The sequence below is a fragment of the Halomonas sp. PAMB 3264 genome (genome assembly GCF_031954245.1).
GTDB lineage: Bacteria > Pseudomonadota > Gammaproteobacteria > Pseudomonadales > Halomonadaceae > Vreelandella.
The window spans coordinates 1700533-1726226 of record NZ_CP134866.1; the positions used below are offsets into that span (position 1 = coordinate 1700533).

The 25694-nt window shown below is 62.0% G+C and carries 23 protein-coding genes; 19 read left to right on the top strand and 4 right to left on the bottom strand.

What is annotated here, in order from left to right:
* Nucleotides 1-7 precede the first annotated feature (7 nt).
* The 9 genes from RN347_RS07565 to RN347_RS07605 all read left to right on the top strand — a co-directional run bounded on the left by RN347_RS07565 (nt 8) and on the right by RN347_RS07605 (nt 10052).
* A complete protein-coding gene (locus tag RN347_RS07565) occupies nt 8-304 on the top strand; it encodes an integration host factor subunit alpha (RefSeq protein WP_252109802.1) in 297 nt (98 codons plus the stop codon).
* A 258-nt stretch (nt 305-562) separates the two neighbouring features.
* A complete protein-coding gene (locus tag RN347_RS07570) occupies nt 563-1021 on the top strand; it encodes a flavodoxin domain-containing protein (protein ID WP_263584235.1) in 459 nt (152 codons plus the stop codon).
* A complete protein-coding gene (locus tag RN347_RS07575) occupies nt 1021-1389 on the top strand; it encodes a hypothetical protein (RefSeq protein WP_263584234.1) in 369 nt (122 codons plus the stop codon). The genes RN347_RS07570 and RN347_RS07575 overlap by 1 nt, the downstream gene beginning before the upstream one ends.
* Nucleotides 1390-1560: 171 nt before the next feature.
* The gene (gene tig, locus RN347_RS07580) at nt 1561-2907 is read left to right on the top strand and encodes a trigger factor (RefSeq protein WP_263584233.1); all 1347 of its coding nucleotides are present in this window, start codon (nt 1561-1563) and stop codon (nt 2905-2907) included.
* 75 nt (nt 2908-2982) lie between these two features.
* A complete protein-coding gene (clpP, locus tag RN347_RS07585) occupies nt 2983-3600 on the top strand; it encodes an ATP-dependent Clp endopeptidase proteolytic subunit ClpP (RefSeq protein ID WP_252109798.1) in 618 nt (205 codons plus the stop codon).
* A 75-nt stretch (nt 3601-3675) separates the two neighbouring features.
* Nucleotides 3676-4956 (top strand): ATP-dependent Clp protease ATP-binding subunit ClpX, encoded by a 1281-nt coding sequence (clpX, locus tag RN347_RS07590; RefSeq protein ID WP_263584232.1) that lies wholly within the window; start codon nt 3676-3678, stop codon nt 4954-4956.
* Nucleotides 4957-5233: 277 nt separating this feature from the next.
* Nucleotides 5234-7654 (top strand): endopeptidase La, encoded by a 2421-nt coding sequence (gene lon, locus RN347_RS07595; protein WP_311960720.1) that lies wholly within the window; start codon nt 5234-5236, stop codon nt 7652-7654.
* A 190-nt stretch (nt 7655-7844) separates the two neighbouring features.
* Nucleotides 7845-8117 (top strand): HU family DNA-binding protein, encoded by a 273-nt coding sequence (locus RN347_RS07600; RefSeq protein ID WP_252109795.1) that lies wholly within the window; start codon nt 7845-7847, stop codon nt 8115-8117.
* Between the two features lie 111 nt (nt 8118-8228).
* Nucleotides 8229-10052 carry a SurA N-terminal domain-containing protein gene (locus RN347_RS07605; protein WP_311960721.1) on the top strand — a complete coding sequence of 608 codons (1824 nt, stop codon included), beginning with the start codon at nt 8229-8231 and terminating at the stop codon, nt 10050-10052.
* A gap of 122 nt (nt 10053-10174) precedes the next feature.
* Here the strand turns inward: RN347_RS07605 and RN347_RS07610 are convergent, their stop codons facing one another.
* Entirely contained in the window at nt 10175-10957 is a 783-nt protein-coding gene (locus tag RN347_RS07610; RefSeq protein ID WP_263584229.1) for a UDP-2,3-diacylglucosamine diphosphatase, read from the bottom strand.
* A 14-nt stretch (nt 10958-10971) separates the two neighbouring features.
* Nucleotides 10972-11469 (bottom strand): peptidylprolyl isomerase, encoded by a 498-nt coding sequence (locus RN347_RS07615; RefSeq protein WP_311960722.1) that lies wholly within the window; start codon nt 11467-11469, stop codon nt 10972-10974.
* Nucleotides 11470-11635: 166 nt separating this feature from the next.
* Between RN347_RS07615 and RN347_RS07620 the strand changes: the two genes are divergently transcribed.
* The 10 genes from RN347_RS07620 (at nt 11636) to RN347_RS07665 (ending at nt 24127) form a co-directional block, all read left to right on the top strand.
* Complete coding sequence (locus tag RN347_RS07620) at nt 11636-13315, top strand: glutamine--tRNA ligase/YqeY domain fusion protein (protein ID WP_311960723.1); 1680 nt, start codon at nt 11636-11638, stop codon at nt 13313-13315.
* A gap of 7 nt (nt 13316-13322) precedes the next feature.
* Nucleotides 13323-14714, top strand: a complete 1392-nt coding sequence (gene cysS / locus RN347_RS07625) for a cysteine--tRNA ligase (RefSeq protein WP_311960724.1) — start codon at nt 13323-13325, stop codon at nt 14712-14714.
* A gap of 82 nt (nt 14715-14796) precedes the next feature.
* Nucleotides 14797-15705: an ABC transporter substrate-binding protein gene (locus RN347_RS07630; RefSeq protein ID WP_311960725.1), complete on the top strand. Its 909-nt coding sequence runs from the start codon at nt 14797-14799 to the stop codon at nt 15703-15705.
* Between the two features lie 3 nt (nt 15706-15708).
* A complete protein-coding gene (locus RN347_RS07635) occupies nt 15709-16905 on the top strand; it encodes an ABC transporter permease (protein ID WP_311960726.1) in 1197 nt (398 codons plus the stop codon).
* Nucleotides 16902-17867, top strand: coding sequence for an ABC transporter ATP-binding protein (locus tag RN347_RS07640; RefSeq protein WP_263584224.1), 966 nt, complete (start codon nt 16902-16904; stop codon nt 17865-17867). The genes RN347_RS07635 and RN347_RS07640 overlap by 4 nt, the downstream gene beginning before the upstream one ends.
* Nucleotides 17857-18624: an ABC transporter permease gene (locus RN347_RS07645; RefSeq protein ID WP_311960727.1), complete on the top strand. Its 768-nt coding sequence runs from the start codon at nt 17857-17859 to the stop codon at nt 18622-18624. Before RN347_RS07640 ends, RN347_RS07645 begins: the two co-directional genes overlap by 11 nt.
* Before the next feature lie 181 nt (nt 18625-18805).
* Entirely contained in the window at nt 18806-20008 is a 1203-nt protein-coding gene (locus tag RN347_RS07650; protein ID WP_263584223.1) for a thiamine pyrophosphate-dependent dehydrogenase E1 component subunit alpha, read from the top strand.
* A gap of 2 nt (nt 20009-20010) precedes the next feature.
* Nucleotides 20011-20988, top strand: a complete 978-nt coding sequence (locus tag RN347_RS07655) for an alpha-ketoacid dehydrogenase subunit beta (RefSeq protein WP_263584222.1) — start codon at nt 20011-20013, stop codon at nt 20986-20988.
* A gap of 15 nt (nt 20989-21003) precedes the next feature.
* Nucleotides 21004-22275, top strand: coding sequence for a 2-oxo acid dehydrogenase subunit E2 (locus RN347_RS07660; protein WP_311960728.1), 1272 nt, complete (start codon nt 21004-21006; stop codon nt 22273-22275).
* A gap of 31 nt (nt 22276-22306) precedes the next feature.
* Nucleotides 22307-24127 carry a protein kinase domain-containing protein gene (locus RN347_RS07665; RefSeq protein ID WP_311960729.1) on the top strand — a complete coding sequence of 607 codons (1821 nt, stop codon included), beginning with the start codon at nt 22307-22309 and terminating at the stop codon, nt 24125-24127.
* A gap of 4 nt (nt 24128-24131) precedes the next feature.
* Here RN347_RS07665 and RN347_RS07670 read toward each other — a convergent pair whose 3' ends face one another.
* Nucleotides 24132-24752 carry an ABC-type transport auxiliary lipoprotein family protein gene (locus RN347_RS07670; RefSeq protein WP_311960730.1) on the bottom strand — a complete coding sequence of 207 codons (621 nt, stop codon included), beginning with the start codon at nt 24750-24752 and terminating at the stop codon, nt 24132-24134.
* Nucleotides 24749-25690, bottom strand: coding sequence for an MlaD family protein (locus RN347_RS07675; RefSeq protein WP_311960731.1), 942 nt, complete (start codon nt 25688-25690; stop codon nt 24749-24751). Before RN347_RS07675 ends, RN347_RS07670 begins: the two co-directional genes overlap by 4 nt.
* Nucleotides 25691-25694: the final 4 nt, after the last annotated feature.

Sequence of the window (25694 nt, forward strand, 5' to 3'; positions counted from 1 at the left end):
AAGCGATATGGGGGCGTTGACCAAAGCGGAGCTGGCCGAGCATCTACACACTGAGCTTGCGCTGTCCAAGCGCGAAGCCAAGGCCATGGTAGAGACGTTTTTCGAAGAGATTCGTGCCTGCCTGCGGGAAAACGAGCAGGTCAAGCTTTCCGGTTTTGGCAACTTCGATTTGCGCGACAAGCGCGAACGGCCGGGTCGAAACCCGAAAACCGGCGAGGAGATCCCGATTTCCGCCCGCCGCGTGGTGACCTTTCGCCCGGGCCAGAAGCTCAAGCAGCAAGTCGAGCACTTCACCGACGCTTGAAGGTCCATACCTGAGTCGTTGCGCGCGACGCGCGTGCCCGTATCAGGCGCCTCTTAACGGGGGCGCCTTTTTTGTGCGCTGCCTTGCGTCAGCGGGCGGGCGCCAACGCGCCCGAAATGCGTTTTGCGGTCAAGTCGTGTTAATATCCGAGCAAATTCATCGGGTATAGGTCGGATACTGTCCGCCCCGTGCTTTCATCGTTTATAAGAACGTTTATCGAGAACGTTTTTCAAGAATTGCTTACCGAGGAGTTCATCAATGCCTCAGCTCAATATTCTGGTGGGTACCATGTACGGCGGGGCGCTCGATGTGGCCGAGCAGGTCAAGCCGCTGTTCGAAGCCGCCGGGTATACGGTCGCCATCAAGGAGCAGCCGGTCGTTGAGGACGTCAAGGAGCAGGCGCTGGCGCTTTTTTGCGTCTCCACTACCGGCAGCGGCGATTTTCCGGGTAACTTCGTTCCCTTCGTACGCCAGCTCAAGGATCAAAGCCCGGCGCTAACAGAGCTCAATTACGGGCTCATCGCGCTTGGCGATAGCTCCTATGACGATACCTTCTGCGGTGCCGGCCGGGCGCTTGACGCGCTGCTCGAGGATCTGGGCGCAAAACGCCTGGGCGAGCGTCTGGAAGTGGACGCCATGGAGACCTTCATGGCGGACGACGCCGCGCTCCCCTGGGTCGAGGCCTGGATCGACGAGCAGTCGCTCAAGGTCGCCTGATGCAGCCGGGACGCTGTGAACGGGTAGGGGTAGCGATCGGCCTGTGCGTGCTCATGTTGTCGGTGATGCCACGCTACGTGGCCGGCGGTTTCGATACGCGTTTGACCCTACTGCTGGTCGCCATCGTTTTGGTGGCCGGCGCGGCGATTGCCAACTGGCGCATGCTTTCCAAAGAGGAGCGCAAGCGCCTGCCGTCGCTGTTGAAACGGCTGGTGTTGTCGCTGGGTCTTGGCACCGCCGCTATGGGAGTGTGGCATCTGCTGATGACCGACTGGCTAAGCTGGCAGCAGTTCATCTCCCACGCCGCCACCTGTGGACTTTTACTGTTTGCCGTCAGTCTTGGCTGGCAGCGAAAACCGTCTGACTGAAAAGGGAGCGCGGAATTTCACTGAAACTCCCTTGTAATTACGCAGTACGCCCCCATCTTGCGAACATGGTGGGCACCCCGGCGCTTGCCAGTTCGCGCCGGGGTTCTTAAAATCGCCCCTTTAACTATCGATACATATTCACTACAACGCCCAGCCGCTAGAGGACAATTCATGCAAGTTTCTGTCGAGACGACCTCCCCCATCGAACGTCGCATCACCATCCAGGTACCGGCGGCGGACATCGACGAGGCCGTCAGCGCTCGCTTGAAAGACACCGCGAAAAACGTTCGCTTGAACGGTTTCCGCCAGGGCCGGGTTCCGATGGACGTCGTGCGTCAGCGCTATGGCGACAGCGTTCGCAGCGAAGTGGTGGGCGAAGTCATGCGCGAGCGCTACGTCCGCGCCATTACCGACGAGGGTTTGAACCCCGCCGGCTACCCGCAGATCGAGCCGAAGGTCAACGAAGCGGGTAAGGATTTCGAATTCGTGGCGGTCATGGAAGTGTACCCGCAGGTCGAGCTGAACTCGATCGAGGGTACCGAGGTGGAGCGCCCGGTCGTTGAAGTCAGCGAAAGCGACGTCGACGAGATGATCGAAACCCTGCGCAAGCAAAATGCCGAGTGGCAGGAAGTGGACAAGGCCGCGGCAGACGGCGACCAGGTCACCATCGATTTTCAGGGCTACCTGGGCGACGAGCCGTTCGAAGGCGGCAGCGCCGAGAACCATTCGCTGGTCATCGGCTCCAACAGCTTCATTCCGGGCTTCGAAGAGCAGCTGATCGGCGCCAAGGCGGGTGAAGAGAAGACGCTCAACGTCACCTTCCCGGAAGATTACCAGGCCGAACATCTGGCCGGTCAGCAAGCGTCCTTCAAGGTCACGGTTCATAAGGTCAGCGCCCAGGAACTTCCGGCGGTCGATTCCGCGTTCTTCGAGCGTTTCGGTGTCGAAGATGGCGACGAGTCCAAATTCCGCGCCGAAATCAAGAAGAACATGACCCGCGAAGCGTCCCAGGCGGTTGATAACCGCGTCAAGCAGCAGGTGCTAGACGCGCTTAAAAACGCCAACGACATTTCCGTTCCCAGTGCGCTGGTGCAGCAGGAAACCGACGGTATGAAGCGTCAGGCCGCTCAGCAGTTCGGCCTCGGCGAAGACTTCGACGTCAGCCAGCTGCCGAACGAATTGTTCGCCGACCAGGCCAAGGGGCGCGTTCAGGTCGGCCTGCTGCTTGCCGAAGTCATCAAGGCCAACGAACTTGACGCCTCTGACGACGAAATCAAGGCGAAAGTCGAGGAGTTGGCCGAGCAGTACCAGGACCCCTCTGAAGTGGTCGAGTACTACATGGGTAACAACGAGCTCAAAACGCAGGTCAAATCCGCTATTCTCGAAGAGAAAGCGGTCGACAAACTTCTTGAGCAGGCAAACGTCAAGGATGTCGAAATGAGCTACCAGCAGGCGCTGGCCGCGGCTCAGCAGCAGGCGGAGCAGGGCGAGGAAGAGAGCGAAGAGTCCAACGCCTGACCTTGATCCTGAATGATCTCGTGGCGCACTCCCTCCGGTGCGCCTCTCCCTTACCGGACGCAAGGAATCACCCGTATGAGTGAGTTTGATATTCAAAACGCCGGCGGTTTAGTGCCCATGGTGGTTGAGCAAAGCGCCAAAGGGGAACGAGCTTACGATATTTATTCACGGCTTTTGAAAGAGCGCGTCATTTTTCTCGTTGGCCCGGTCGAAGACTATATGGCCAACCTGGTCGTGGCGCAGATGCTCTTTCTCGAGTCGGAAAACCCGGATAAAGACATCCACCTGTATATCAACTCGCCGGGTGGCTCGGTCACTGCAGGAATGTCGATTTACGACACCATGCAGTTCATCAAACCGGACGTGTCGACCGTGTGTATCGGTCAGGCCGCCAGCATGGGCGCGCTACTTTTGACCGCAGGTGCCGCGGGCAAGCGTTACTGTCTGCCCAACTCACGCGTCATGATCCACCAGCCGCTGGGCGGCTATCAGGGGCAGGCCTCTGACATCGAGATCCACACGCGGGAAATTTTGGGTATTCGCGAAAAACTCAACCACATTCTTGCCCATCACACGGGCCAGGATATCGAGAAAGTCGCCCGCGATACCGACCGCGACAACTTCATGAGCGCCAACCAGGCTCAAGAGTATGGCCTGATTGACGCAGTGCTGGATAAGCGGCCTGCATCCTGATAGCGTAAACGGATTTCCGCTTTTCCAACGAGCTTTTCCGGCGGCGAAAGCCGCCGCAGTGATAGGGGTACGCCAATGGCCGACGGCAAAGGCAAGGACGAAGGTGGCAAACTGCTTTACTGCTCGTTTTGTGGCAAGAATCAAAACGAAGTTCGTAAGCTGATTGCTGGCCCGTCCGTATATATCTGCGATGAGTGTGTCGATCTGTGTAACGACATCATTCGCGAGGAAGTTCTCGAAGCCGATGCCGAGAGCGACGAAGAGCGTCTGCCTACACCTCGCGAAATTCGTTACACCCTGGATGACTACGTCATTGGGCAAGACCGCGCGAAAATGGTGCTTTCCGTTGCGGTGTACAATCACTATAAGCGGTTGAAGACCGACGTGCGCGAAAGCGATGTGGAGCTTGGCAAGTCCAACATCCTGCTGATCGGCCCGACCGGTAGCGGCAAGACGCTTTTGGCCGAAACCATGGCGCGGCTTTTGAACGTGCCGTTCACGATTGCCGATGCCACCACGCTGACCGAAGCGGGCTACGTGGGTGAAGATGTCGAAAACATTATTCAAAAGCTTTTGCAAAAGTGTGATTACGACGTCGAGAAAGCCGAACGCGGTATCGTCTACATCGATGAGATCGACAAGATCTCGCGCAAGTCGGACAATCCCTCGATCACTCGCGACGTGTCCGGCGAAGGCGTGCAGCAGGCGCTTTTGAAGTTGATCGAAGGCACGACCGCGTCGGTTCCGCCCCAGGGCGGGCGCAAGCATCCGCAGCAGGAGTTCGTGCAGGTCAACACGGCGAATATGCTCTTCATCGTAGGTGGCGCCTTTGCCGGCCTCGACAAGGTCATTCGCGACCGCTCCGAAAAGGGCGGTATTGGCTTCAACGCCAGCGTGAAGAGCAAGGAAGCGTCCAAGGGCGTGGGCGAGCTTTTGGCCGCTGTCGAGCCGGACGATCTGGTCAAGTTTGGTTTGATTCCCGAGTTCGTCGGGCGTCTACCGGTCATCGCAACGCTCACCGAGCTTAACGAAGACGCGCTGATTCAGATTCTGACCGAGCCGAAGAACTCGCTGGTCAAGCAGTACGCCAAGCTCTTCGAAATGGAAGATGTGACGCTTGAGTTTCGCGAAGAGGCGCTTCGCGCCGTGGCCGCCAAGGCCATGGAGCGCAAGACCGGCGCGCGGGGCCTGCGCTCGATTCTCGAATCGGTACTGCTCGACACCATGTACGAGATTCCCTCGCTCGAGGACGTCAGCAAGGTAGTGATCGACAAATCGGTCATCGAGGGCGAAAGCCAACCGCTTTTGATCTACACCAATCAGCAAGAGAAGCGCGTTGACGGAACCGACGGCTAATCGCCCCGCGTTCGATCCAGGATCTGCTTGCACCACCGTCAAGGGGTCGCCTATGCGACCCCTTGTTGTTGTAGAAAGGTCGCCGACGCAAGGTTCTTGACCGAAGGTTGACCCAGCGCCGATCGCGTGGCGCTTTACCAGTGCGCCGCGCCGGGCCGAACCCGGATCACTCAGCGAGCCAGCGGCTGACGTTACCAGGCCGCGTCTTCCACATTGTTGGGCGCTTTGAAGTGGTAACGCTTTATCGAGCGCCTATCCGATTTGAGGAACGTCTGCGATGCAGCAGAACGCCGATCAGACACAGTGTTTACCCATGTTGCCGCTGCGCGACGTGGTGGTATACCCGCAAATGGTGATTCCGCTGTTTGTGGGGCGGGAAAAATCCATCCATGCGCTGGAAGCAGCCATGGAAGCGGACAAGCGCGTCCTGCTGGTGGCCCAGCGCGAAGCCTCCCAGGACGAGCCCGATAACGACGACCTGTACCGCATGGGTACCGTCGCCGACATCATGCAGCTTTTGAAACTGCCCGACGGCACCGTCAAGGTGCTGATCGAAGGCAGTTTCCGCGCCGACGTGGTCGATATCGAAGAGAACGAGGCGGGCTACACCCAGGCCCATTTGACGCCGCGGGAAAGCGAGCCCTTGACCTCGCGCGAGCAGGAAGCGCTGGTGCGCGTGCTGCTCAATCAGTTCGAGCAGTACGTCAAGCTCTCCAAGAAGGTGCCCAACGAGGTGCTCAATTCGCTTTCCGGCATCGAGGATCCGAGCCGGTTGGTGGACACCATTTGCGCCCACCTGTCGCTCAAGATCGGCGACAAGCAGGAGCTTTTGGAGATGGATCGCGTGCGCGATCGCATCGAGCACCTGATGGCGCTGATCGAGTCCGAAATCGATCTGCTGCAGGTCGAAAAGCGCATCCGCTCCCGGGTCAAGGAGCAGATGGAGAAGACCCAGCGCGAGTACTACCTCAACGAGCAGATGAAGGCCATCCAGAAAGAGATGGGCGAGCTCGACGACGTGCCTAACGAAGCCGAGAAGTACGAGAAGGCGATTGCGGACGCCGGTATGCCCAAGGAGGCCGCCGAGAAAGCCACTCAGGAGCTCAACAAGCTCAAGATGATGGCCTCGAACTCCGCCGAAGCCACGGTGGTGCGCTCTTATCTTGACTGGCTGATCGCCGTGCCGTGGAAAAAGCGCACCCGGGTCAAGCACGACCTGATCAAGGCCCAGGAGGTACTCGACGAGGACCACTACGGGCTTGAAGAGGTAAAGGCGCGCATTCTCGAGTACCTGGCGGTACAAAAGCGTGTGAAGAAGATGAAAGGGCCGGTGCTTTGTCTGGTCGGCCCGCCCGGGGTGGGCAAGACCTCGCTGGGTCAGTCGATTGCGCGGGCCACCAACCGCAAGTACGTGCGTTTGGCGCTCGGTGGGGTGCGCGACGAATCCGAGATTCGCGGCCACCGGCGCACCTACATCGGCTCGCTTCCGGGTAAGCTGATGCAGCGCATGGCGCGCGCCGAAGTGAAAAACCCGCTGTTTCTGCTCGACGAAGTCGATAAACTCGGTATGGATCACCGTGGCGATCCGTCTTCGGCGCTGCTCGAGGTGCTCGACCCGGAGCAGAACAACAGCTTCAGCGATCACTATCTCGAGCTCGATTACGATCTCTCGGAGACGCTGTTCATCTGCACCGCGAACTCGATGAACATTCCCGGGCCGCTGCTGGACCGGATGGAGATCATTCGCCTACCGGGTTACACCGAAGACGAGAAGCTCGCGATCGCCAAGCGCTATCTGTTGCCCAAGCAGCTCAAGGCCAACGGCCTGAAGAGTGAAGAGCTGGCGCTCGATGACGAGGCGCTATTAGAACTCGTGCGCTACTACACCCGCGAGGCGGGTGTGCGTGAGCTCGAGCGCCAGATCGCCAAGGTGTGCCGTAAGGTGTTGCGTGAGCGTGTCGAGGCAGAGGTAAGCAAGTCAAAAGACGCCAAGGAGCCGCCGCGCACGCTCGAAGCCGAGCACATCGAGACCTACGCCGGCGTGCGTCGCTACAGCTACGGCCTGGCCGAGCAGGAAGACCAGGTGGGCCGCGTAACCGGGCTTGCCTGGACCTCAGTGGGCGGCGAAATTCTCAACATCGAATCCGTGGTCACGCCGGGCAAGGGGCGGATCAACAAGACCGGCTCGCTTGGCGATGTGATGAAGGAGTCGGTGAGCGCTGCGCACACGGTGGTCAAGGCGCGGGCGGCCACCTTTGGTATCGCTGCAGAGCGCTTTGAGAGCGAAGATCTGCACATCCACGTGCCAGAGGGCGCTACGCCGAAAGATGGCCCCAGCGCCGGCGTTGCCATGGTAACGGCGATGATCTCTGCCTACACCGGTCGCCCGGTTCGCTGCGATGTGGCGATGACCGGCGAGGTCAATCTGCGCGGCGAAGTGATGCCGATTGGCGGGTTGAAGGAGAAATTGCTGGCAGCGCGCCGGGGTGGTATAAAGACCGTCCTGATCCCTGAGGAAAACCGCCGTGATCTCAAGGAGGTACCGGATAACATCAAGGGAGCGCTTGATATTCGCCCGGTACAGTGGATAGATGACGTGTTAGCGGTAGCCTTGGCCGAGGAGCCGGTAGCGGGGGCGCCTGCGCTTAAAAACGCCGATCCGTCGTTTACCGGCAGTACCACGGCCAGTACGCATTAAGCGTTAGAGCCCGTAGAGGCTTGCAAGTATAAGGAGCGCCCGGGCCCTTCGTTGGGGCGGGCGCTCGTATCCGGGTCGCTTGACAGGTATTTCAAGGCATTGCTATAAAACGCAGCTATGCTTTGAGCTTGTACCCGCCGGTGACCGCGCCGTTCAGAGCCATTTTTTCGAAACATTTAAGGGGTGAAGTGTGAATAAGTCCGAGCTGATTGAAGCTATTGCCGCGTCTGCAGATATTCCGAAAGCAGCGGCAACCCGCGCATTGGATGCCATGGTCGAGTCTGTCACCGATAGCCTCAAAAAAGGCGAGAGCGTTTCACTGGTGGGCTTTGGTACGTTCGCCATCAAGGAGCGCGCCGCGCGCACCGGCCGTAACCCGCAAACCGGCAAGCCGATCCAGATCAGCGCTGCCAAGGTGCCCAACTTCAAGGCGGGTAAAGCGTTGAAAGACGCCGTCAACTGATTGACCCGCGTTTGCTGTAACGTAATGGGCGCATCGCGAAAGCGATGCGCCCATGTTATTTAAAGGGCCCTCACCGGGCGCGACAAATGGCTGTGACGATCTGAGGCAAGCATGCTGCAAAGTATTCGCAACGGTTCCCGAAGCTGGGGGGCTAAAATCATCATTGGGCTCATGGTGGCCGCCATGGCGCTGTTTGGCGTGGAGTCGCTGTTCAGCGCCTTCGGTCGCGACCCCAATCAAGTGGCAAGCGTCAATGGCGAACCCATTATGCGCCAGCAGGTAGAGGTCGAGGTGCAGCGAGCGATGCGCTCGGGCCAGGTACCGCCGGAGCAGGAGCGCGCGCTTCGAAACGACGTGCTCGACCAGCTGATTACCCAGGAACTGTTGGGCCAGTACGCCGACAACGGCGGCTTCCATCTGTCCGACGAGCAGATCGATCAGGTCATCGTCACGCTGCCTGAGTTTCAGGACGGGCAGGGCCGCTTCAACGCAGATATCTTTCGCAACCAGCTCGGCCGTGCAGGCTATACCCCACTGGCATTTCGCGAAGAGCTAAGAAACGATCTCAAGCGCAGCTACCTGCAACAGGGCCTGGCCCAAAGCGATTTCGTGCTGCCCAGCGAACGCGAACGCATGCTCGCGCTGCAAAACCAGCAGCGCAGCTTTCGCTACGTGATGCTCGACCAGGGCGATATCGACTTCAATCCGAGCGTCACCGACGAGCAGGTCAGCGACTACTACGATACCCACCCGGAGCGCTTCGAGCGTCCAGAGCAGGTGAAGGTGGAGTACGTGGTGATCGACCGTCAGGAGATGGCTGAGAGCGTCGAGGTCGACGATGCGGCGCTGCGCCGCGCTTACCGCGCCCAGAGCCAGACCAGCGACCGCCAGATGTCCCACATCATGGTCACGTTTGGCGACGAGCGCAGCCGTGAAGAGGCAAAGGCGCGCGCCGAGCAAGCGCTGGCTGCCATCGAAGGCGGCGAATCCTTCGAGCAGGTCGCCCAGGAGTACTCCGACGATACCGCCAGCGCCGAGCAGGGCGGTGATCTGGGCGTCGTCTCCCCGGGCATCATGGGCGAGGCGTTTGACGACGCCGCGTTCTCACTGGCAGAAGGTGAAACCTCGGGGCTGGTGGAAATGGGCAACGCCTTCCACGTGCTGCGCGTGACCAGCGTCGAAGGCCCGAGTTTCGAGGAGCAGCGCGAAAGTCTTGAGCAGGCCGCCGCCCTCGATGAGGTCAACGACGACTTCAACCGCCAGGTACAGCGTTTGATCGACGAAAGCTTCGCCGCCGACGATCTGCAAAGTGTGGCGGAGGATCTCGGCTTGACGCTATACCAGACCGACTGGATCACCCGCGATGGCGGTACCGGCGTGCTTTCAGAGCCCGGCGTCATGGACGAGGCCTTCACCGACGACGTGCTGGAAGAGGGTTACAACAGCCAGGTCATCGAGCTCGACGACGACCGCCGGCTGGTGCTGCGCGCGGCGGATCACCGTGACGCCACGCTGCTGCCTTTGGACGAGGTACGAAGCGACATCGAAGGATACGTCGCCGCCGCCCAGCGCCAGGATGCGCTGCAGGAAGAGGCCCAGCGGCTTATCGAGGCGCTGAGAGATGATGAGTCGGTCGACATCGACTGGCAAGAGGCCAGCGATATTTCCCGCCAGGGGCCGACGACGCTGCCGGCGACGCTGGTCGACGGCGTGTTTGCCATGCCGCGCCCGGTTGACGGTGACTCAAGCTACGCAAGCGTACTGATGCCCGCAAGCGTGGCCGTGGTGGCGCTCGATAGCGTGAGCACGCCGGAGAGCGGCGAAGGCGATCAGGCGAGTGAGTTCGTCGCCCGCATTTCCGAGCAGCTTCGCGCCCAGGCCGCGGTCCAGGGTCTGATCGAGCAGCTCAGAGACGACGCCGACATCGAGCGTTAGACACTCAATCGAGCCCTCGTTATCACTGGAGGGCTCTCTTGAATGATACGAAAAAGCCGATCCAGTGGATCGGCTTTTTCATGTCCGCGGGTTGCGTGCCTTTGGCGCCGCGCCGGTCGTGTTTAACCGGCGTCCGGCTCGGGCGGCGCATCCAGCGCGAAGCGGCGAAGCCGCGGGGTCGGCAAGCCATCACAGGCTTCGATCACGATGTCCCACCCCTGGTGCGGCTGCCAATCGCCCAGCACAAAGCGCCGGGCCGGTACGTCCTCGACGGTCAGCTCGTGCACCATCGGGCGATGGGTGTGGCCGTGAATCATGGTGCTCACGCCGGTTTGGCGCAGTAGCGCCGTCACCTCTGACGGGGTGACGTCCATGATCGCCTCGGCCTTGCCGGCATTGGCGCTGTCCGACTCCAGGCGCAGCTTTTTGGCCAGCGCCAGGCGCTCGCCCAGCGGCATGGCGAGAATGTGCGCCTGCCACTCGGGGTTTCGCGACTGGGCGCGAAACGCCATGTAGCTCTCGTCCTGAGTGCAGAGACTGTCGCCGTGCAGCAGCACGACGGGCAGGCCCTGAAGCTCGGTCTCGAAGGTGTCGGGCAAAAGCGTGGCGCCGCAGTCGCTTAAAAAGCGCTCGCCAAGCAAGAAGTCGCGGTTGCCGTGCTGAAAATAGACGGCGGTACCGGCATCGACCAGCGCGCGCAGGCGCGTGGCGACCTCGCTTGCCACCTGGGCGCTGGGGTGCGGGGCGTCGAGGGTGTCGTCGCCGATCCAGGCGTCGAACAGATCGCCCAGAATGTAGAGCGCCTCGGCCCCCTGGGCGGTGTGTTCAAGATAGCGAAAGAACCCCCGGTTGATCTCGGGGGTATCGCCGCTCAAGTGCGTATCGGCTACCAGCAGCGTGCGCATAGGCCTCCCGGTGATCACTCGTCTTTGACGTAGGCGCGCTCGATGACGACGTCCTCGGCGGGTACGTCGGCGTGCATGCCGCGGCGGGTCGTGGAGACGCCCTTGATGGCGTTGACCACGTCCATGCCGTCGACCACTTCGCCGAACACCGCGTAGCCCCAGCCCTGCAGGTTCTTGCCGCTGTGGTTGAGAAAGCTGTTGTTACCCACGTTGATGAAAAACTGCGAACTCGCCGAGTGCGGGTCCTGGGTGCGCGCCATGGCGAGTGTGCCAACGGTGTTCTCAAGGCCGTTGTCGGCTTCGTTTTCGATCGGGTCGCGGGTTGGCTTTTGCTCGAAGTTGGTGTCGAAGCCGCCGCCCTGGACCATGAAGCCGTCGATCACGCGGTGAAACAGCGTGCCGTCGTAGAAGCCGTCACGCACGTACTGCTCGAAGTTGGCGGCGGTGTTCGGGGCCTTGTCGTGATTGAGCGCAACGGTGATGTCGCCCATGCTGGTCTGTAATACGATCATGGTTAAATTCCTGTTGAATGAAGGCGTTCGCCTTGGCGCTGTGCATCGGCGTCGCGTTATAATAGCGGTTTTGCCCGGCGCCGCGAAGCGCTACGGTTTTACTCCGGGACGACGCGCACTGCTTTTCGTCCGGCACGCCATCCACTGTGAGGTTATCAACACCGCCATGACCAACGAGACCACCAAAGCGCCGAACTTCATTCGCAACCAGGTACGCGACGAGATCGAAAGCGGGCAGGTCAGCACGATCGTGACGCGTTTCCCCCCGGAGCCCAACGGCTTTTTGCACATTGGCCATGCCAAGTCGATCTGTCTCAACTTCGGGTTGGCCCGTGAACTCGGTGGTGACTGTCATCTGCGGTTCGACGATACCAACCCCGCGAAGGAAGAGCAGGCCTACATCGACGCCATCAAGGAGGACGTCGAGTGGCTGGGGTTCGAGTGGGCGGGCGAGGTGCGCTTTGCATCGAGCTATTTCGACCAGCTCTACGCCTGGGCGCAGCACCTGGTGCGCGAAGGCAAGGCCTACGTCGATGACCTGAATCCTGATGAGATTCGCGAATACCGCGGCACGCTGACCGAACCCGGCCGCCCGAGCCCTTATCGCGAGCGCGGGGTCGAGGAGAACCTGGATCTGCTCGAGCGCATGCGCCTGGGTGAGTTCGGTGAAGGCGAGAAGGTGCTGCGCGCCAAAATCGACATGGCCTCGCCGAACATCAACCTGCGCGACCCGATTCTTTACCGCATTCGCCACGCAAGCCACCACCAGACCGGCGATGCCTGGAAAATCTACCCCTCATACGACTTCACCCACGGCCAGTCGGATGCGCTCGAAGGCGTCACCCACTCGATCTGCACCCTGGAGTTCGAGGATCACCGCCCGCTTTACGAGTGGTTTCTGAACAACCTGCCGGTGCCCAGCAAGCCGCGCCAGATCGAGTTTGCGCGCCTGAACCTGAACTACACGCTCACGTCCAAGCGCAAGCTGAAACTGCTGGTCGATGAGAAGATCGTCGAGGGCTGGGACGATCCGCGCATGCCGACCATCTCCGGCATGCGCCGGCGCGGCTACACTCCGGCCTCGATTCGCAAGTTCTGTGAAATGATCGGCGTGACCCGCGCCGACGGCGGTCTGGTCGACATCGCCATGCTGACCCACGCGATCCGCTCGGATCTCGAGGACAATGCCCCGCGCGCGATGTGCGTGATGAAGCCGCTCAAGGTGGTGCTGACCAACGTCGACGAAGGCTTCGAGGAGGTGTACGAGGTGCCCGGTCACCCGGCCCGCGACGACATGCCCGTACGCCGCGTGCCGCTGACCCGCGAGCTCTATATCGATCAGGAAGACTTCATGGAGGATGCCCCCAAGAAGTTCTTCCGCCTGGCGCCGGGCAAGGAAGTGCGCCTACGTAACAGTTACGTGATCTGCTGTGACGAAGTAATCAAGGATGACGCCGGCGAGATCGAGGAGCTTCGCTGCTCGGTGGATTTCGACACCTTGGGCAAGAACCCGGAAGGTCGCAAGGTCAAGGGTGTGATCCACTGGGTGAGCGCGGTTCACGGCGTGCCGATGGAAGTGCGCCTCTATGACAACCTGTTCATGGTCGAGCAGCCGGACCGTGACAAGGACGCCGACTTCCTCGATCACCTGAACCCTGAGTCGCTGGTCGTCTGCCAGGCCGTCGGCGAGCCGAGCCTTGCGGATGCCACGCCGGAGTCACGCTACCAGTTCGAGCGGGTGGGCTACTTTTGCGCCGACCGCCACCTCTCGACGCCGGAAAAGCTCGTCTTCAACCGCACCGTCGGGCTGAAGGACAGCTGGGCGAAAATTCAGAAAAAGGGCTGAGGTGGCCATGCAGATCTACAATACGCTTACCCGGGCCAAGGAAACCTTCACCCCGATCGAACCCGGCAAGGTGCGCATGTACGTGTGCGGCATGACGGTGTACGACTACTGCCACCTGGGTCACGCCCGGGTGATGGTGGCGTTTGATGTGATCACCCGCTACCTGCGCGAGCGCGGGTTCGAGGTCGACTACGTGCGCAATATCACCGACATCGACGACAAGATTTTAAAGCGCGCCGAAGAGAACGACGAGCCGATCGGCGCGCTCACCGAGCGCATGATTGCCGCGATGCACGAGGACGAGGCGCGTCTTGGGGTGCTTCCGCCGTCACGAGAGCCGCGGGCCACTGGCCACATCGACGACATCACCGCGATGATCGAGACGCTGATCGACAAGGGCTTTGCTTACCGTGCCGACAACGGCGACGTCTACTACCGGGTGCGCAAGTTCGCAGGCTACGGCAAGCTCAACAACCGCCAGCTCGACGACATGCGCGCGGGTTCTCGTATCGAGGTGGACACGCACAAGGAAGACCCGCTCGATTTCGTACTCTGGAAAGCCGCCAAGCCGGGTGAGGCGCACTGGGGCTCGCCCTGGGGCGACGGTCGGCCTGGCTGGCACATCGAGTGCTCGGCGATGTCGACGTGCTGCCTGGGCAATACGTTCGATATTCACGGCGGCGGCCCGGACTTGACCTTCCCGCACCACGAAAACGAGATCGCTCAATCCGAGGCCGCCACCGGCCAGACCTACGTCAACACCTGGATGCACGCGGGCGCGGTGCGCGTCGACCAGGAGAAGATGTCCAAGTCGCTCGGCAACTTCTTCACCATCCGCGACGTGCTCGAAGAGCATGACCCAGAAGTGGTGCGTTTTCTACTGGTGGCGAGTCACTACCGAAGCCCGATCAACTACTCGGTGGGCTCGCTGGTCGAGGCGCGAAAATCGCTGATCCGCTTCTACACCGCGCTTGACGGTGTCGAACTTGCCTCTGCGTCGCAGCCGATGGAGGAGACATCGTTCGATGCTCGCTTCAAGGCGGCGATGGACGACGACTTCAACACCCCGGAAGCGCTGGCGGTGCTGTTCGATCTGGCCCGCGAAGTGAACCGCGCCAAAACGGAGGCGCCGTCGAGCGCGCCGGCGTTGGCTTTTGAGCTCGTGCGCCTGGCCGGCGTGCTGGGGCTTTTACAGCAGGCACCGAGCGCGTTTCTCAAGGGCACCGCGAGCGCGGCGATCAGCGACGCCGACATCGAAGAGAAGATCGAGCAGCGCAAGCAGGCCAAGATGGACAAGGACTTCGCCCGGGCCGACGCCATTCGCGACGAGCTGGCAGCGCTCGGTATCGTGCTCAAGGACTCCCGCGAGGGCACGACCTGGGTGGTCGAGGCGAGCTAGAGCGGGGAGTGGGTGTGGCGCTTGACGGCGCGGCACCTATACTCAACGCTTTGATGAGCCAATTGAATAAAGGATGATGACAATGCGCTCCATGGTTAAACCCACGCTTGCAACGCTGGCGCTCGCCCTCACAACCAGCGCCGCCCAGGCCGATGATCCGGTGGTCGTCGCGTCGAAAATCGATACCGAAGGCTCGGTGCTTGGCGAGCTGATCATTCAGACGTTGGAGCGCGAAGGGATTCCGACGGAAAACCGTCTGCAGCTCGGTGCCACCAGCGTGGTACGAAGCGCCATCGAAGCCGGCGAAATCGATCTCTACCCGGAGTACACCGGCAACGGCGCGTTCTTTTTCGACATGACCGACAGCCCGGTCTGGAACGACGCCGATCAGGCTTTTGAAGCCGTGCGCGAGCGCGACGCGCAAAATGGTCTGGTGTGGCTGCGCCCGGCCAGCGCCAACAACACCTGGGCGATCAGCGTGCGCGGCGACCTGGCCGAGGAGAACGATCTCAAGACGCTGGACGATTTGGCCGAGTACCTGGAGCAGGGCGGTGAATTCAAGTTCGCCGCCAGCGCCGAGTTCGTCGAATCCGAGCAGGCGCTGCCGGCGTTCCAGAACGCCTATGGCTTCGAGCTGTCCGACGATCAGCTGCTGGTGCTTTCCGGCGGCAACACGGCTGCCACCATGCGCGCCGCCGCTCAGCAAACCAGCGGCGTCAACGCGGCGATGACCTACGGCACCGACGGCGGACTCAACGCGCTCAACCTCGTCGTGCTCGAGGACACCAAAGGCGTGCAGCCGATCTATCAGCCCGCGCCGCTGGTGCGTGAAAGCGTACTCGACACCTACCCGGCCATCGAGGAGAGCCTGGAGGCGGTGTTCGAGACGCTTGATCTCGAAACCCTGCAGCGCTTGAACGCCGACGTAGCGGTCAACGGACTGTCGCCGGATCAGGTGGCCCGCGACTACCTCGATAGCCTGGGCGACTGATCGATGCCATTACGGGCAGTGGCCCGGCTCAAGGCCGGGGCGCGAACGCTTGCGCCCAATGCGGTACTGCTGACGCTTTCGATCGTCATGCTCGCGGCGCTTTGGCTGACCTCCACGGTCAGCGTTGCGCCCAACCGTATCGTCCCCGGTAGTGCGTTTGGCGTCGTCGATGCGTTCGGCTTAGTGGGAGCGCTTTTGATCTCGCTGCTGCTGCTGGCGCTGGCGGCGCTGTCGCTCAAGGCCGAGCCGGTCAATTACCAGGCGATGCTGCTGCTCGTGGTGCTGATTTTGCTGCTGATGCCCTTCGGGTTGATGGTCGCTGGCCATTTACTGATCGACCCGGCGCTTGCCCAGGCGCGACTCGGTATCGGTGCGGGCTACTGGACGCTGCTGTTCGTGCTGCTGTTGTGTCTGATCGAGCTTCGCCTGCGGCTTGGGCTCAAACGCCTGGCCACCGCCGCGCTGCTGGTCGGCGTGACGCTCATCTGGTGGCTCTGCGCTCGCCTCTGGCTCGACGAGCTGGCGCTGGTACAGGAGTTTCATTCGCGTCAGAGTGCGTTTTACGCCGCCTTGTCCCAGCATCTGGTGCTGGTCGCCAGCGCCGTGGGCGTAAGCCTGGTACTGGGCATGACGATTGCGCTGTTGATGCGCCGTTTCACTCGAGTGGAAAAAGTCGGGTTTGCGCTACTGAACTTCTTTCAAACCATCCCCAGTCTGGCGCTTTTCGGGCTCTTGCTGGCGCCGCTTGCCTGGCTTGGTGCCAACGTGACTTTTTTGCGCGATCTCGGCGTGAGCGGCATCGGCAATACGCCGGCGCTGGTCGCGCTGATCGCCTATAGCCTGCTGCCCATTGCGCGAAACACCTATATTGCGCTGGGCGAGGTGCGCCCGGACACGCTGGAAGCCGCTACCGCCATGGGGATGCGACCGGCCCAACGGTTCTGGCAGGTTCGGTTTCCGCTGGCGCTGCCAGTGCTGCTGGAAGGCGTGCGTATCACCACCGTTCAGGCCGTGGGACTTACCGCGGTGGCCGCACTGATCGGCGCCGGTGGATTGGGCACGTTCATTTTTCAGGGGCTGGGCCAGGCCGCCATGGACATGGTGCTGCTCGGGGCGCTGCCGATCGTGGTCATGGCGCTGATCGTGGATGCCGGGCTCGGGGCGCTGGCCGAACTCACCCGTCACGGAGGACAGGCATGATCGAGCTCTCTCACGTTTCCAAGCGCTTTGGTGAAGCCACCGCGGTCGACGATATCTCGCTGACCGTCGGCCAGGGCAAGTTCTGTGCGCTGGTCGGCACGTCCGGCTGTGGGAAGTCGACCACGCTTCGCATGATCAACCGGCTGATCCCGCATAGCGACGGCGAGATCACGCTGAATGGCGAGCCTCTCGAGAGCTTCGATCCGGTCAAGCTAAGACGGCGTATCGGCTACGTTATCCAGAGTACCGGGCTGTTTCCCCACTGGAGCGTGGCGCGCAATATCGGCCTGGTGCCAAGGCTTTTGAAATGGCCCGCCGAGAAGGTCAACGCGCGGGTGGAGGAGCTGATGGGCGTTTTCGGACTGCCCGTGAACGAGTTCGCCCACAAGTACCCTCACCAGCTCTCCGGCGGTCAGGCGCAGCGAGTGGGCGTTGCCCGGGCGCTGGCCGCCGACCCGGATATTCTGCTAATGGACGAGCCGTTTGGCGCGCTCGACCCACTGACGCGCGAAAAACTCCAGGACGAGCTCTTACGCCTGCAGGCCAAACTGCACAAGACCGTAGTGTTCGTTACCCACGACATGGACGAGGCGTTGAAGCTTGCCGACCACCTGGTGGTGATGCGCGATGGTCGCATCGTGCAGCAGGGCAGCCCGCTGGCGCTTTTACAGCACCCGGCGGACGCCTTCGTGGAATCCATGCTCGGCGGGCTCGAGCGCGGGCTCAAGCAGGCCGCGCTGACCAGGGTGAGGGATCACATGACCTCGCTTGGCTCGGCCATTCCTGCCCATGCGCGTATTCCCGGCGACTTCACCCTGCGCCAGGGGCTTTCGATGATGATGCGCGATCACTGCGACCGGCTCACGGTGGTCGACTCAAGCGACGTGCCCATCGGTGAGCTCACGCTTCGCCGGTTGATCAAGGAAGCCCAGACCGAGCGGGGCGCTCACCGTGCAGGCTAATGTTGAATCGTTGCGCCCCGGTTGTTCACCGCGCTGGCTGGTGCCGCTTGGCTGGGTGGCGCTGCTGGCGCTGGCGGTCTTCGGCATGCCCTATGTCGACGGTTTTTTTCGCTGGGTTGCACCGGATGCCCGCCAGGTCATCTATAGCCGCGCCAGCTTTCTCGACCTGTTGGGCCGCCATTTACTGGTGGTCGGCGTGGCCGGAGCGGTCACTATCGTGGTCGGCGTGCTGGCGGGCATCGGCGTCACCCGCCGGCGTGGGCGCGACTTTTTGCCGCTGGCGGGTCAGCTTGCCTCCATTGGCCAGACCTTTCCGCCGGTAGCGGTACTGGCGCTGGCGGTGCCGGTGCTGGGCTTTGGCACGCTTCCGATCATCGTTGCGCTCATGCTGTACGGGCTTTTGCCCATTTTGCGCAACACGCTGGCGGGTCTACAGGGCGTGGACGTTGGTACCAAAGAGGCGGCGCTCGCCATGGGCATGACCCAGCGACAAATTCTCTGGCGTGTGGAGCTGCCGCTCGCTGCTCCGGTGATTCTCGCCGGCATCCGCACTTCGATCACGATCAATATCGCCACCGCCGCGCTGGGGGCAACGGTCGGGGCGAGCAACCTGGGCGACCCGATCATCTCCGGCATCGTCAATGCCAACATGGCTTACGTCCTCCAGGGCGCGCTCTTGATCGCGCTGCTGGCACTCACCGTCGATAGCCTTTTCGACCTTTTCCAGCAGGCGCTGGCCAGGCGCTCCGCCGCTTAACCCCCATCTTGTTAGCGCTTTCCAAGCGCGCGCTTGGGCTCTGCGCCCTAAGTCGTATCTCTAAAAGTGGTTCGCTGCGTTACTGTTCACGTGTTGCGTTGATCGCTGCCGGTTATATCCACTGGCAAAAACGGTCGACACCGACAACACTGCCTTCAAAAGGGGCATACAAGGATAAAAAATGACACGCTTCGATCACCAGCCGAGTTTCATGACCGGCGACGAGTTTTCCATCCCGACCTTTGGCCTGCTCGACCCGGAAGGGACGCTTTATGACGGTGCCACGGCCCCGGCGCTCGAGCGCGACCACGCTCGGCGCTTGTACAAGGCGATGCTCGCCACCAGGCTTCTCGACGAGCGGATGCTCGCCGCCCAGCGTCAGGGCCGGCTGAGCTTTTACATGCAGTGTACCGGTGAGGAGGCCGCCATCGTCGGTGCCACCGCTGCCCTCGATGAGCGCGACATGATCATGGCGCAGTACCGCGAGCAGGGCGCGCTGATGTATCGCGGCTTCACCATCGATGAGTTCATGAACCAGCTGTTCGGCAATGAGCTGGACTACGGCAAGGGCCGGCAGATGCCGGTGCACTACGGCTCGCGCAAGCTGCACTACATGACCATTTCATCGCCTCTGGCAACCCAAATCCCCCAGGCTACGGGCTACGCCTACGGCCAGAAACTCGCCGGTGACGGCCTCTGCACGCTGACCTTTTTTGGCGAAGGCGCGGCCTCGGAAGGCGACTTTCACGCCGCGCTCAACATGGCGTCGGTCCACCAGGTACCGGTCATCTTTTTTTGCCGTAACAACGGCTACGCCATCTCGACGCCCGCGGTCGAACAGTTCGCCGCCGACGGTATCGCCCCACGGGCGATGGGCTATCGCATGCACGTCATTCGGGTGGATGGCAACGACGCGCTGGCGGTGTTCGAGGCGACCCGCCAGGCGCGCGTCATCGCCGTCGAACAGAACAAACCGGTGCTGATCGAGGCGATGTCCTATCGTCTCGCGGCCCACTCTTCGTCAGACGACCCGTCGGGCTACCGCGCCAAGAGCGAAGAGGAGACCTGGCGGCTCAAGGACCCGGTGCTGCGCTTTAGAAAGTGGCTTACCCACCAGGGGTGGTGGAGCGACGATGAGCAGAGCGAGCTCGAGGAGTCGCTGCGCCGCGAGGTGCTGGAGACCCTGAAGCGCGCCGAGAAGCGTGCCGCGCCGCCGCTGGACTCCCTGATTACCGACGTTTACGCCGAGGTGACCCCGGAGCTTACGCGCCAGCTCGACGGGCTCAAGCGCCATATCCGCCGCTACCCGGAGGCCTACCCGAAAGGCGCCAAATCGCTGGATCTGGACATCGCGCCCGCCGCGTCCACGGATGAGGAAGTGTAGCCATGGCTAAAATGAATCTGCTTCAGGCGATCAACGGGGCGCTGGATATCGCCATGGCCGAGGATGACAAGGTCATCTGCTTTGGCGAGGACGTGGGCGTGTTTGGCGGCGTTTTCCGCGCCACCAGCCATCTTCAGGAGAAGTACGGCAAGGCGCGCTGCTTTAATACGCCGCTGGTCGAGCAGGGCATCATCGGCTTCGCCAACGGCCTGGCCGCGCAGGGCTCGGTGCCGGTGGCCGAGATCCAGTTCGCCGACTACATCTTTCCGGCGTTCGATCAGATCGTTAACGAAACCGCCAAGTTTCGCTACCGCTCCGGCGATCTTTTCAACGTCGGCGGTTTGACCATCCGAACGCCCTACGGCGGTGGCATCGCCGGCGGGCTCTACCACTCGCAGTCGCCGGAAGCCTATTTCACCCATACGCCGGGGCTCAAGGTGGTGGTGCCGCGAAACCCCTACCAGGCCAAGGGGCTTCTGCTCGCCGCGATCCGTGACCCGGACCCGGTGCTGTTTCTCGAGCCCAAACGCCTTTACCGCGCCGCCACCGGCGAGGTACCGGAAGAGGACTACCAGCTCCCCCTCGGACAGGCGGAGATCACCCGCGAAGGCGGCGACATCACGCTGGTCGGTTGGGGCGCGCAGATGGAGGTGATTCACAAGGCCGCCGAGCTTGCCGAGGAGCAGGGCATCGACTGCGAAGTGATCGATCTTCGCACGCTGGCGCCCTGGGATAGCGACGCCGTAGTCGAGTCGGTGCTAAAGACCGGGCGGCTGGTGATTAGCCACGAGGCGCCGTTGACCGGCGGGTTTGCCGGCGAGATCGCCGCCACCGTGGCCGAGCGCTGCTTTCTCTACCTGGAATCCCCCATTCGCCGCGTGACCGGGCTGGACACGCCGTTTCCGCTGGTGCTCGAAAAAGAGTATCTGCCGGATCACCTCAAGATCTTCGAGGCGATCCGTGAAAGCGTCGATTTCTAATCCGGGAGAGACACCATGAGTGATTTTGTACTGCCGGACATCGGCGAAGGGATCGTGGAGTGTGAAGTGGTCGAGTGGCGCGTCCAGGAGGGCGACCGGCTCGAAGAGGACCAGCCGGTCGTCGAGGTGATGACCGACAAGGCGCTGGTCGAGATCACCGCCGCCGAGGCGGGCGTGGTCACCAGGCTTTACGTGCAAAAAGGCCAGATCGCCAAGGTGCACGCGCCGCTCTACGCCTACCAGGCCGATGACGCTGAACCCGATGAGGAGAGCGCTGGCGCAGCGAACGAGAGCAAGGTCGAGGCATCCCCGAGTGAACAGCCGGCGTCACGACCGACAGCGCCGGAAGCTTCATCCGTCTCCAATACTGATACCCAAAAGGCGCCGGATGCTTCGCCTCAACAGCGCCATAGCAAAACGCCGGCGAGCCCGGCTGTGCGTCGGCTAGTGCGCGAGCACGATCTCAAGCTCGACGAGATCAAGGGCAGCGGTAAGGACGGCCGGGTGCTGAAAGAAGACGTGCTGGCGCATCTGAACGGCGTAAGCAGCGATAAGAACCAGGTGCCAGCCGAGAACACTTCTGGCGAGCGCACCGAGCCACTTCGCGGAATGCGTGCCGCGATGGCCAAGCGCATGGTGTATTCGGTCAGCACCATTCCCCACTTTCACTACGGCGAAGAGATCGACGTCACCGAGCTTCTGGCGCTTCGCGAGCGGCTCAAGCCTGCGGTCGAGGCAGGCGGCGAGCGGCTGACCCTGATGCCGTTTTTCATGAAAGCGATGGCGCTGGCGATCGCGTCCGAGCCGCTGGTCAACGCCCGGCTTAATGAGGCGGCAGACACCCTTCACTACGCCGCCCACTGTAATATTGGCATGGCGGTGGATGGCAAGGCGGGGCTGATGGTGCCCAACGTCAAAGGGGTCGAGGCGCTCACGCTGATGGAGCTTGCCCGGGAGATTGGCCGGCTGACCCAAGCGGCGCGAGAAGGGCGCGTCGATCAGGCGGATCTCAAGGGCGGCACGATCACCGTCTCGAACATCGGTGCGCTTGGCGGCACCTACGCCGCGCCGATCATCAACGCCCCGGAGGCGGCGATCGTCGCCATCGGCAAAAGCCAGTGGCTGCCGCGTTTCGATGCAGCGGGGACGGTCGAGCGCCGGGCGATCATGACGGTGACCTGGGCAGGCGATCACCGCTTCATCGATGGCGGCACCATTGCGCGCTTTTGTAATGCCTGGAAAGGCTTTTTGGAGGCGCCGGAGTCGATGCTTTTGCATCTACGCTAGCCACTGACCGCAAAAGCCCGACGAGGGAGCGATGCCCAAGGCGCTACAGCAGTTCTACATTCCCGAAGAGCAGTCGGTTTATCTTCTCAACCATCGGGATGCGCGAAAGCTCAAGGACTGGGTAGCGCTTTGCCAGGCCGAGCTCGGCCAGCTCGGGTTCGAGGCGATCGAGCTGATCGGCAAGGGCGCCTACGGCTTCGTCTTTGCCGGCCGCGCCGAGCAGGGCGCCACCCTCCGCCATTACGTGTTCAAATTCTCGCGTATCACCCTACCCACGCATCTGCAGGAGCGCCTCGAGGAGGAGGCGTTCATGCTCGATCAAATTGATCATCCGCGCATACCGCGGCTGATCAGCTATCAGCGCATTCGCGGCCAGTCGATTCTGGTCATGGAGCGGGCGCCGGGCCTGAATCTGGAGGAGATTTCGCTGCGCTACGGGCGGCTATCGCCCCGGCTGGTCGTCAACATCGCCGCGCAGCTCGCCGATATTCTGCTGGCGCTGCGTCAGGAGACCGGCCCCCACGGCCGTCCGCTAGTGCATGGCGACATCAAACCCTCGAACCTGGTGTATGACGCCGCTCGTGAGACCGTGGCGCTGATCGACTGGGGGTCATCGGTCTTCGCCCAGTTGGATAGCGATCTGCAGCCGGTCGGCAGCAACGTCATGGAGCTGATGTCCAATCATCTCCAGCACACCAACGCGCGCCTGGGCGACGTCTATTTCATTGGCGAGGAGCAGCTGGGCGGAGCGCTGTCGTCACCGCGTTTTGATGAGCAGGGCGTGGCCGGCACGCTCTACGCACTCGCCTCGGCTCAGTCCTGCCGATTCGGCCACCGCGCCATTCCGGCAAGCTCGCTGGGCCTTCCCGTCGAGTTCGCCCGCACGCTCGACGCCATGCTCGACCCGGACCCCGCTACGCGCCGCCAGGCCGGCGACTACTTTCTCGCGCGCATGCCCGCCATGGCGCGCACGGTGATGGTGGATCTGCCTGAAAAGCCCGCCGTGGCGCTGATTCCGGTCTGGGCACGCCCGGGCGGCGCCGAGATCGATACCGTGGTATACAGCTCGCGCAAGGCGTTTCTGCGCGAAGCCAACGTCGAGCCGGCGCTGGATGACGTCAATGACGTGCAGCTCGACCGCTACTACAAGCAGTTCATGCAGGGGATGGGGGAGACCGAAAAGGCGTTTCTCGCCTCAGTGAGCCGGCTGGGCAGATACCCGGTCGTGGGGGGGCTCGCCATTCGCTGGGAAGCCGACGGGGTCTATATCGACTCCTCCTTGAACCTGCACGACCCGGCCAAACGCCCGGCGTTCACTCAGGCAGTCAACAACATGGTACACCTGGCCCGCGCCATTCATCGTCAGGGGGTGTTCAAAAGCTGCCTGTTCGACGCCCGCCAGACGCTGCATCTGGAGCGGGCGAGCGAAGCTGAGCCTTTTGAGCGCCAGCCAGACACCCGTATTCGCTTCGAGCAAAGCGCCACGCCGGAGGAGAACCGCACCCGCCAGCACAGCTACTTCGAGGACGGCCCCGATCCGGAAGAGCTTTTGGCGCTGCCTGAGACCATCATGGCGCTGCTCAAACGGCTCAACGAGATCCACCACACCGGCATGATCATCTTCGAGGCCCATCCGCGACACCTGAAGATTCACAGCTACTACCGGCTGCTCGACCCGGACCAGGAGCACGCCTTTACAGCGCTACTGGATCGGATACTCGACGCGGTCAATTTGATCGACGGGTTGGGGGTCTCCGGCTTCATGAAAATGCCCTATAAGGACACCCGGTTTTTTTCCCACCTCGAGCGCCAGCCCGAACGCTTTTACCCCAAAAACCCGCGGGCGCTTTGACGTTTCAATTCAGGCGCTCGGATTCGAGCGCGTCGCTTGAAAGGTTGGCGAGCCACTCGACGAGCGCAGCGCTCAAGCGGTCGCTGGCCTCGCCAAAGGCGTCGACGACATCGGGAATTTCGACGCTTGCCGCGCGGGCGCTAGCGATCAGGGTTTCGTTGGCGATCGGCTGTCGCTTTCCATCGACGAGCTGAACGTCGAGCTGGATGCGCGCCATCGGCGGTGTGCGGTCATACTCGCTTTGAAAGTGCCTGAGCTCGCTCACCAGCAGCAGATCCGACGGCAGCCGGTCGACGCTAACACCTTCGAACAGACCGCTTTGCGAAAGCGCATCGATCAGGCGGGTTTGTATCAGCGCTGGAGCGTCTTCGTGCCAGCGCGCTCCTTCGTAAACGTTGACCACGTTGCGATCCGGATAGACCACGATGCGGTTGCCGCTGAACAGATGCCCCGCTTCCGGGGCGGCGACGCCCAGGCGCTTATCGCCGAGCAAGGGGTTGTTCGCCGGGGTTTGACTGGCGGCGACCGGCAGGCGGTAGAGCGTGGCCGGTTCGCTTTCCGGCAGCACCGAGCAGCCCGCCAGCAGCGCGGCCGCGAAAAGGCCAAGGCCTGCGCGAATCTTCATGGGCGAAACTCCTCTATTTGGTCACGACCCAGTAAAAAGTCGGTCGGGTTCTCTTCGAGATCGCGGGTGATACGGTCAAGCGTGGTCAGCGTCGAGCGCAGCGCTGACAGCGCCGGGGCGACGTCCTGAGTGCTGGCAAGGGTACTTTCGACCGCGGCGGCGTTGTCGTCGACCAGCTGCTCGATGCGCTGAGCGGCCCGGGCAACGTCCTGGCTGGCGCTGGCCGCGCTCGCCATTACCTGCTGGCCATCCTCGCGCAAAAGCCGGGTGGTCTCGTCGCTGAGCACCTCGATGCGTTCAAGTGTGGCGGTAGCCTGGCGGGACGTATCGCCAAACAGCGCCATGTTCTCGTCGAGCGCGGCGCGCTGGGACGCGATCATGTCAGTGATCTCGGCAATATCGGTCAGAATGTTGCCCGCCTGCTCGCGGCTCTCGTCGTTGAACAACCGGTTCACGTTCTCGAGAATGGCGTTGACGTTGTCGATCATCTCCTCACCCTGCTCCATGAACGTGGCAATGGGCGAAGGATCCGCCTGGATGAACGGCACCGCATCATCGGACTGCGCGTACAAAAGCGGACTTTCCGGCGCGCCGCCTTCAAGCTGTACCGACATGCTGCCGGTGATGCTGGGAATCGAGAGCTTGGCGCGGGTATCGATCTTGATCGGCGTCTCCCTTTCGACGCGAATCGACACCACTACCTGGCGCGGGTCGGTCGGGTCGAGCGCCATATGGGTGACCTCGCCGACCTCAATGCCGTTGTATTGCACCGAGCTCCCTTCGGATAGCCCGCTGACGCTTCTGTCGAACAGAATGCGGTAGGGCCGATACTCCTGTTCACCGGCGGCCTGGCTCATCCAGAGCGCGAACACGAGCGCGCCGGCCGCGGTCAGCAGGGTAAAAAGGCCAATTAAAACGTGATGCGCACGGGTTTCCATGAGC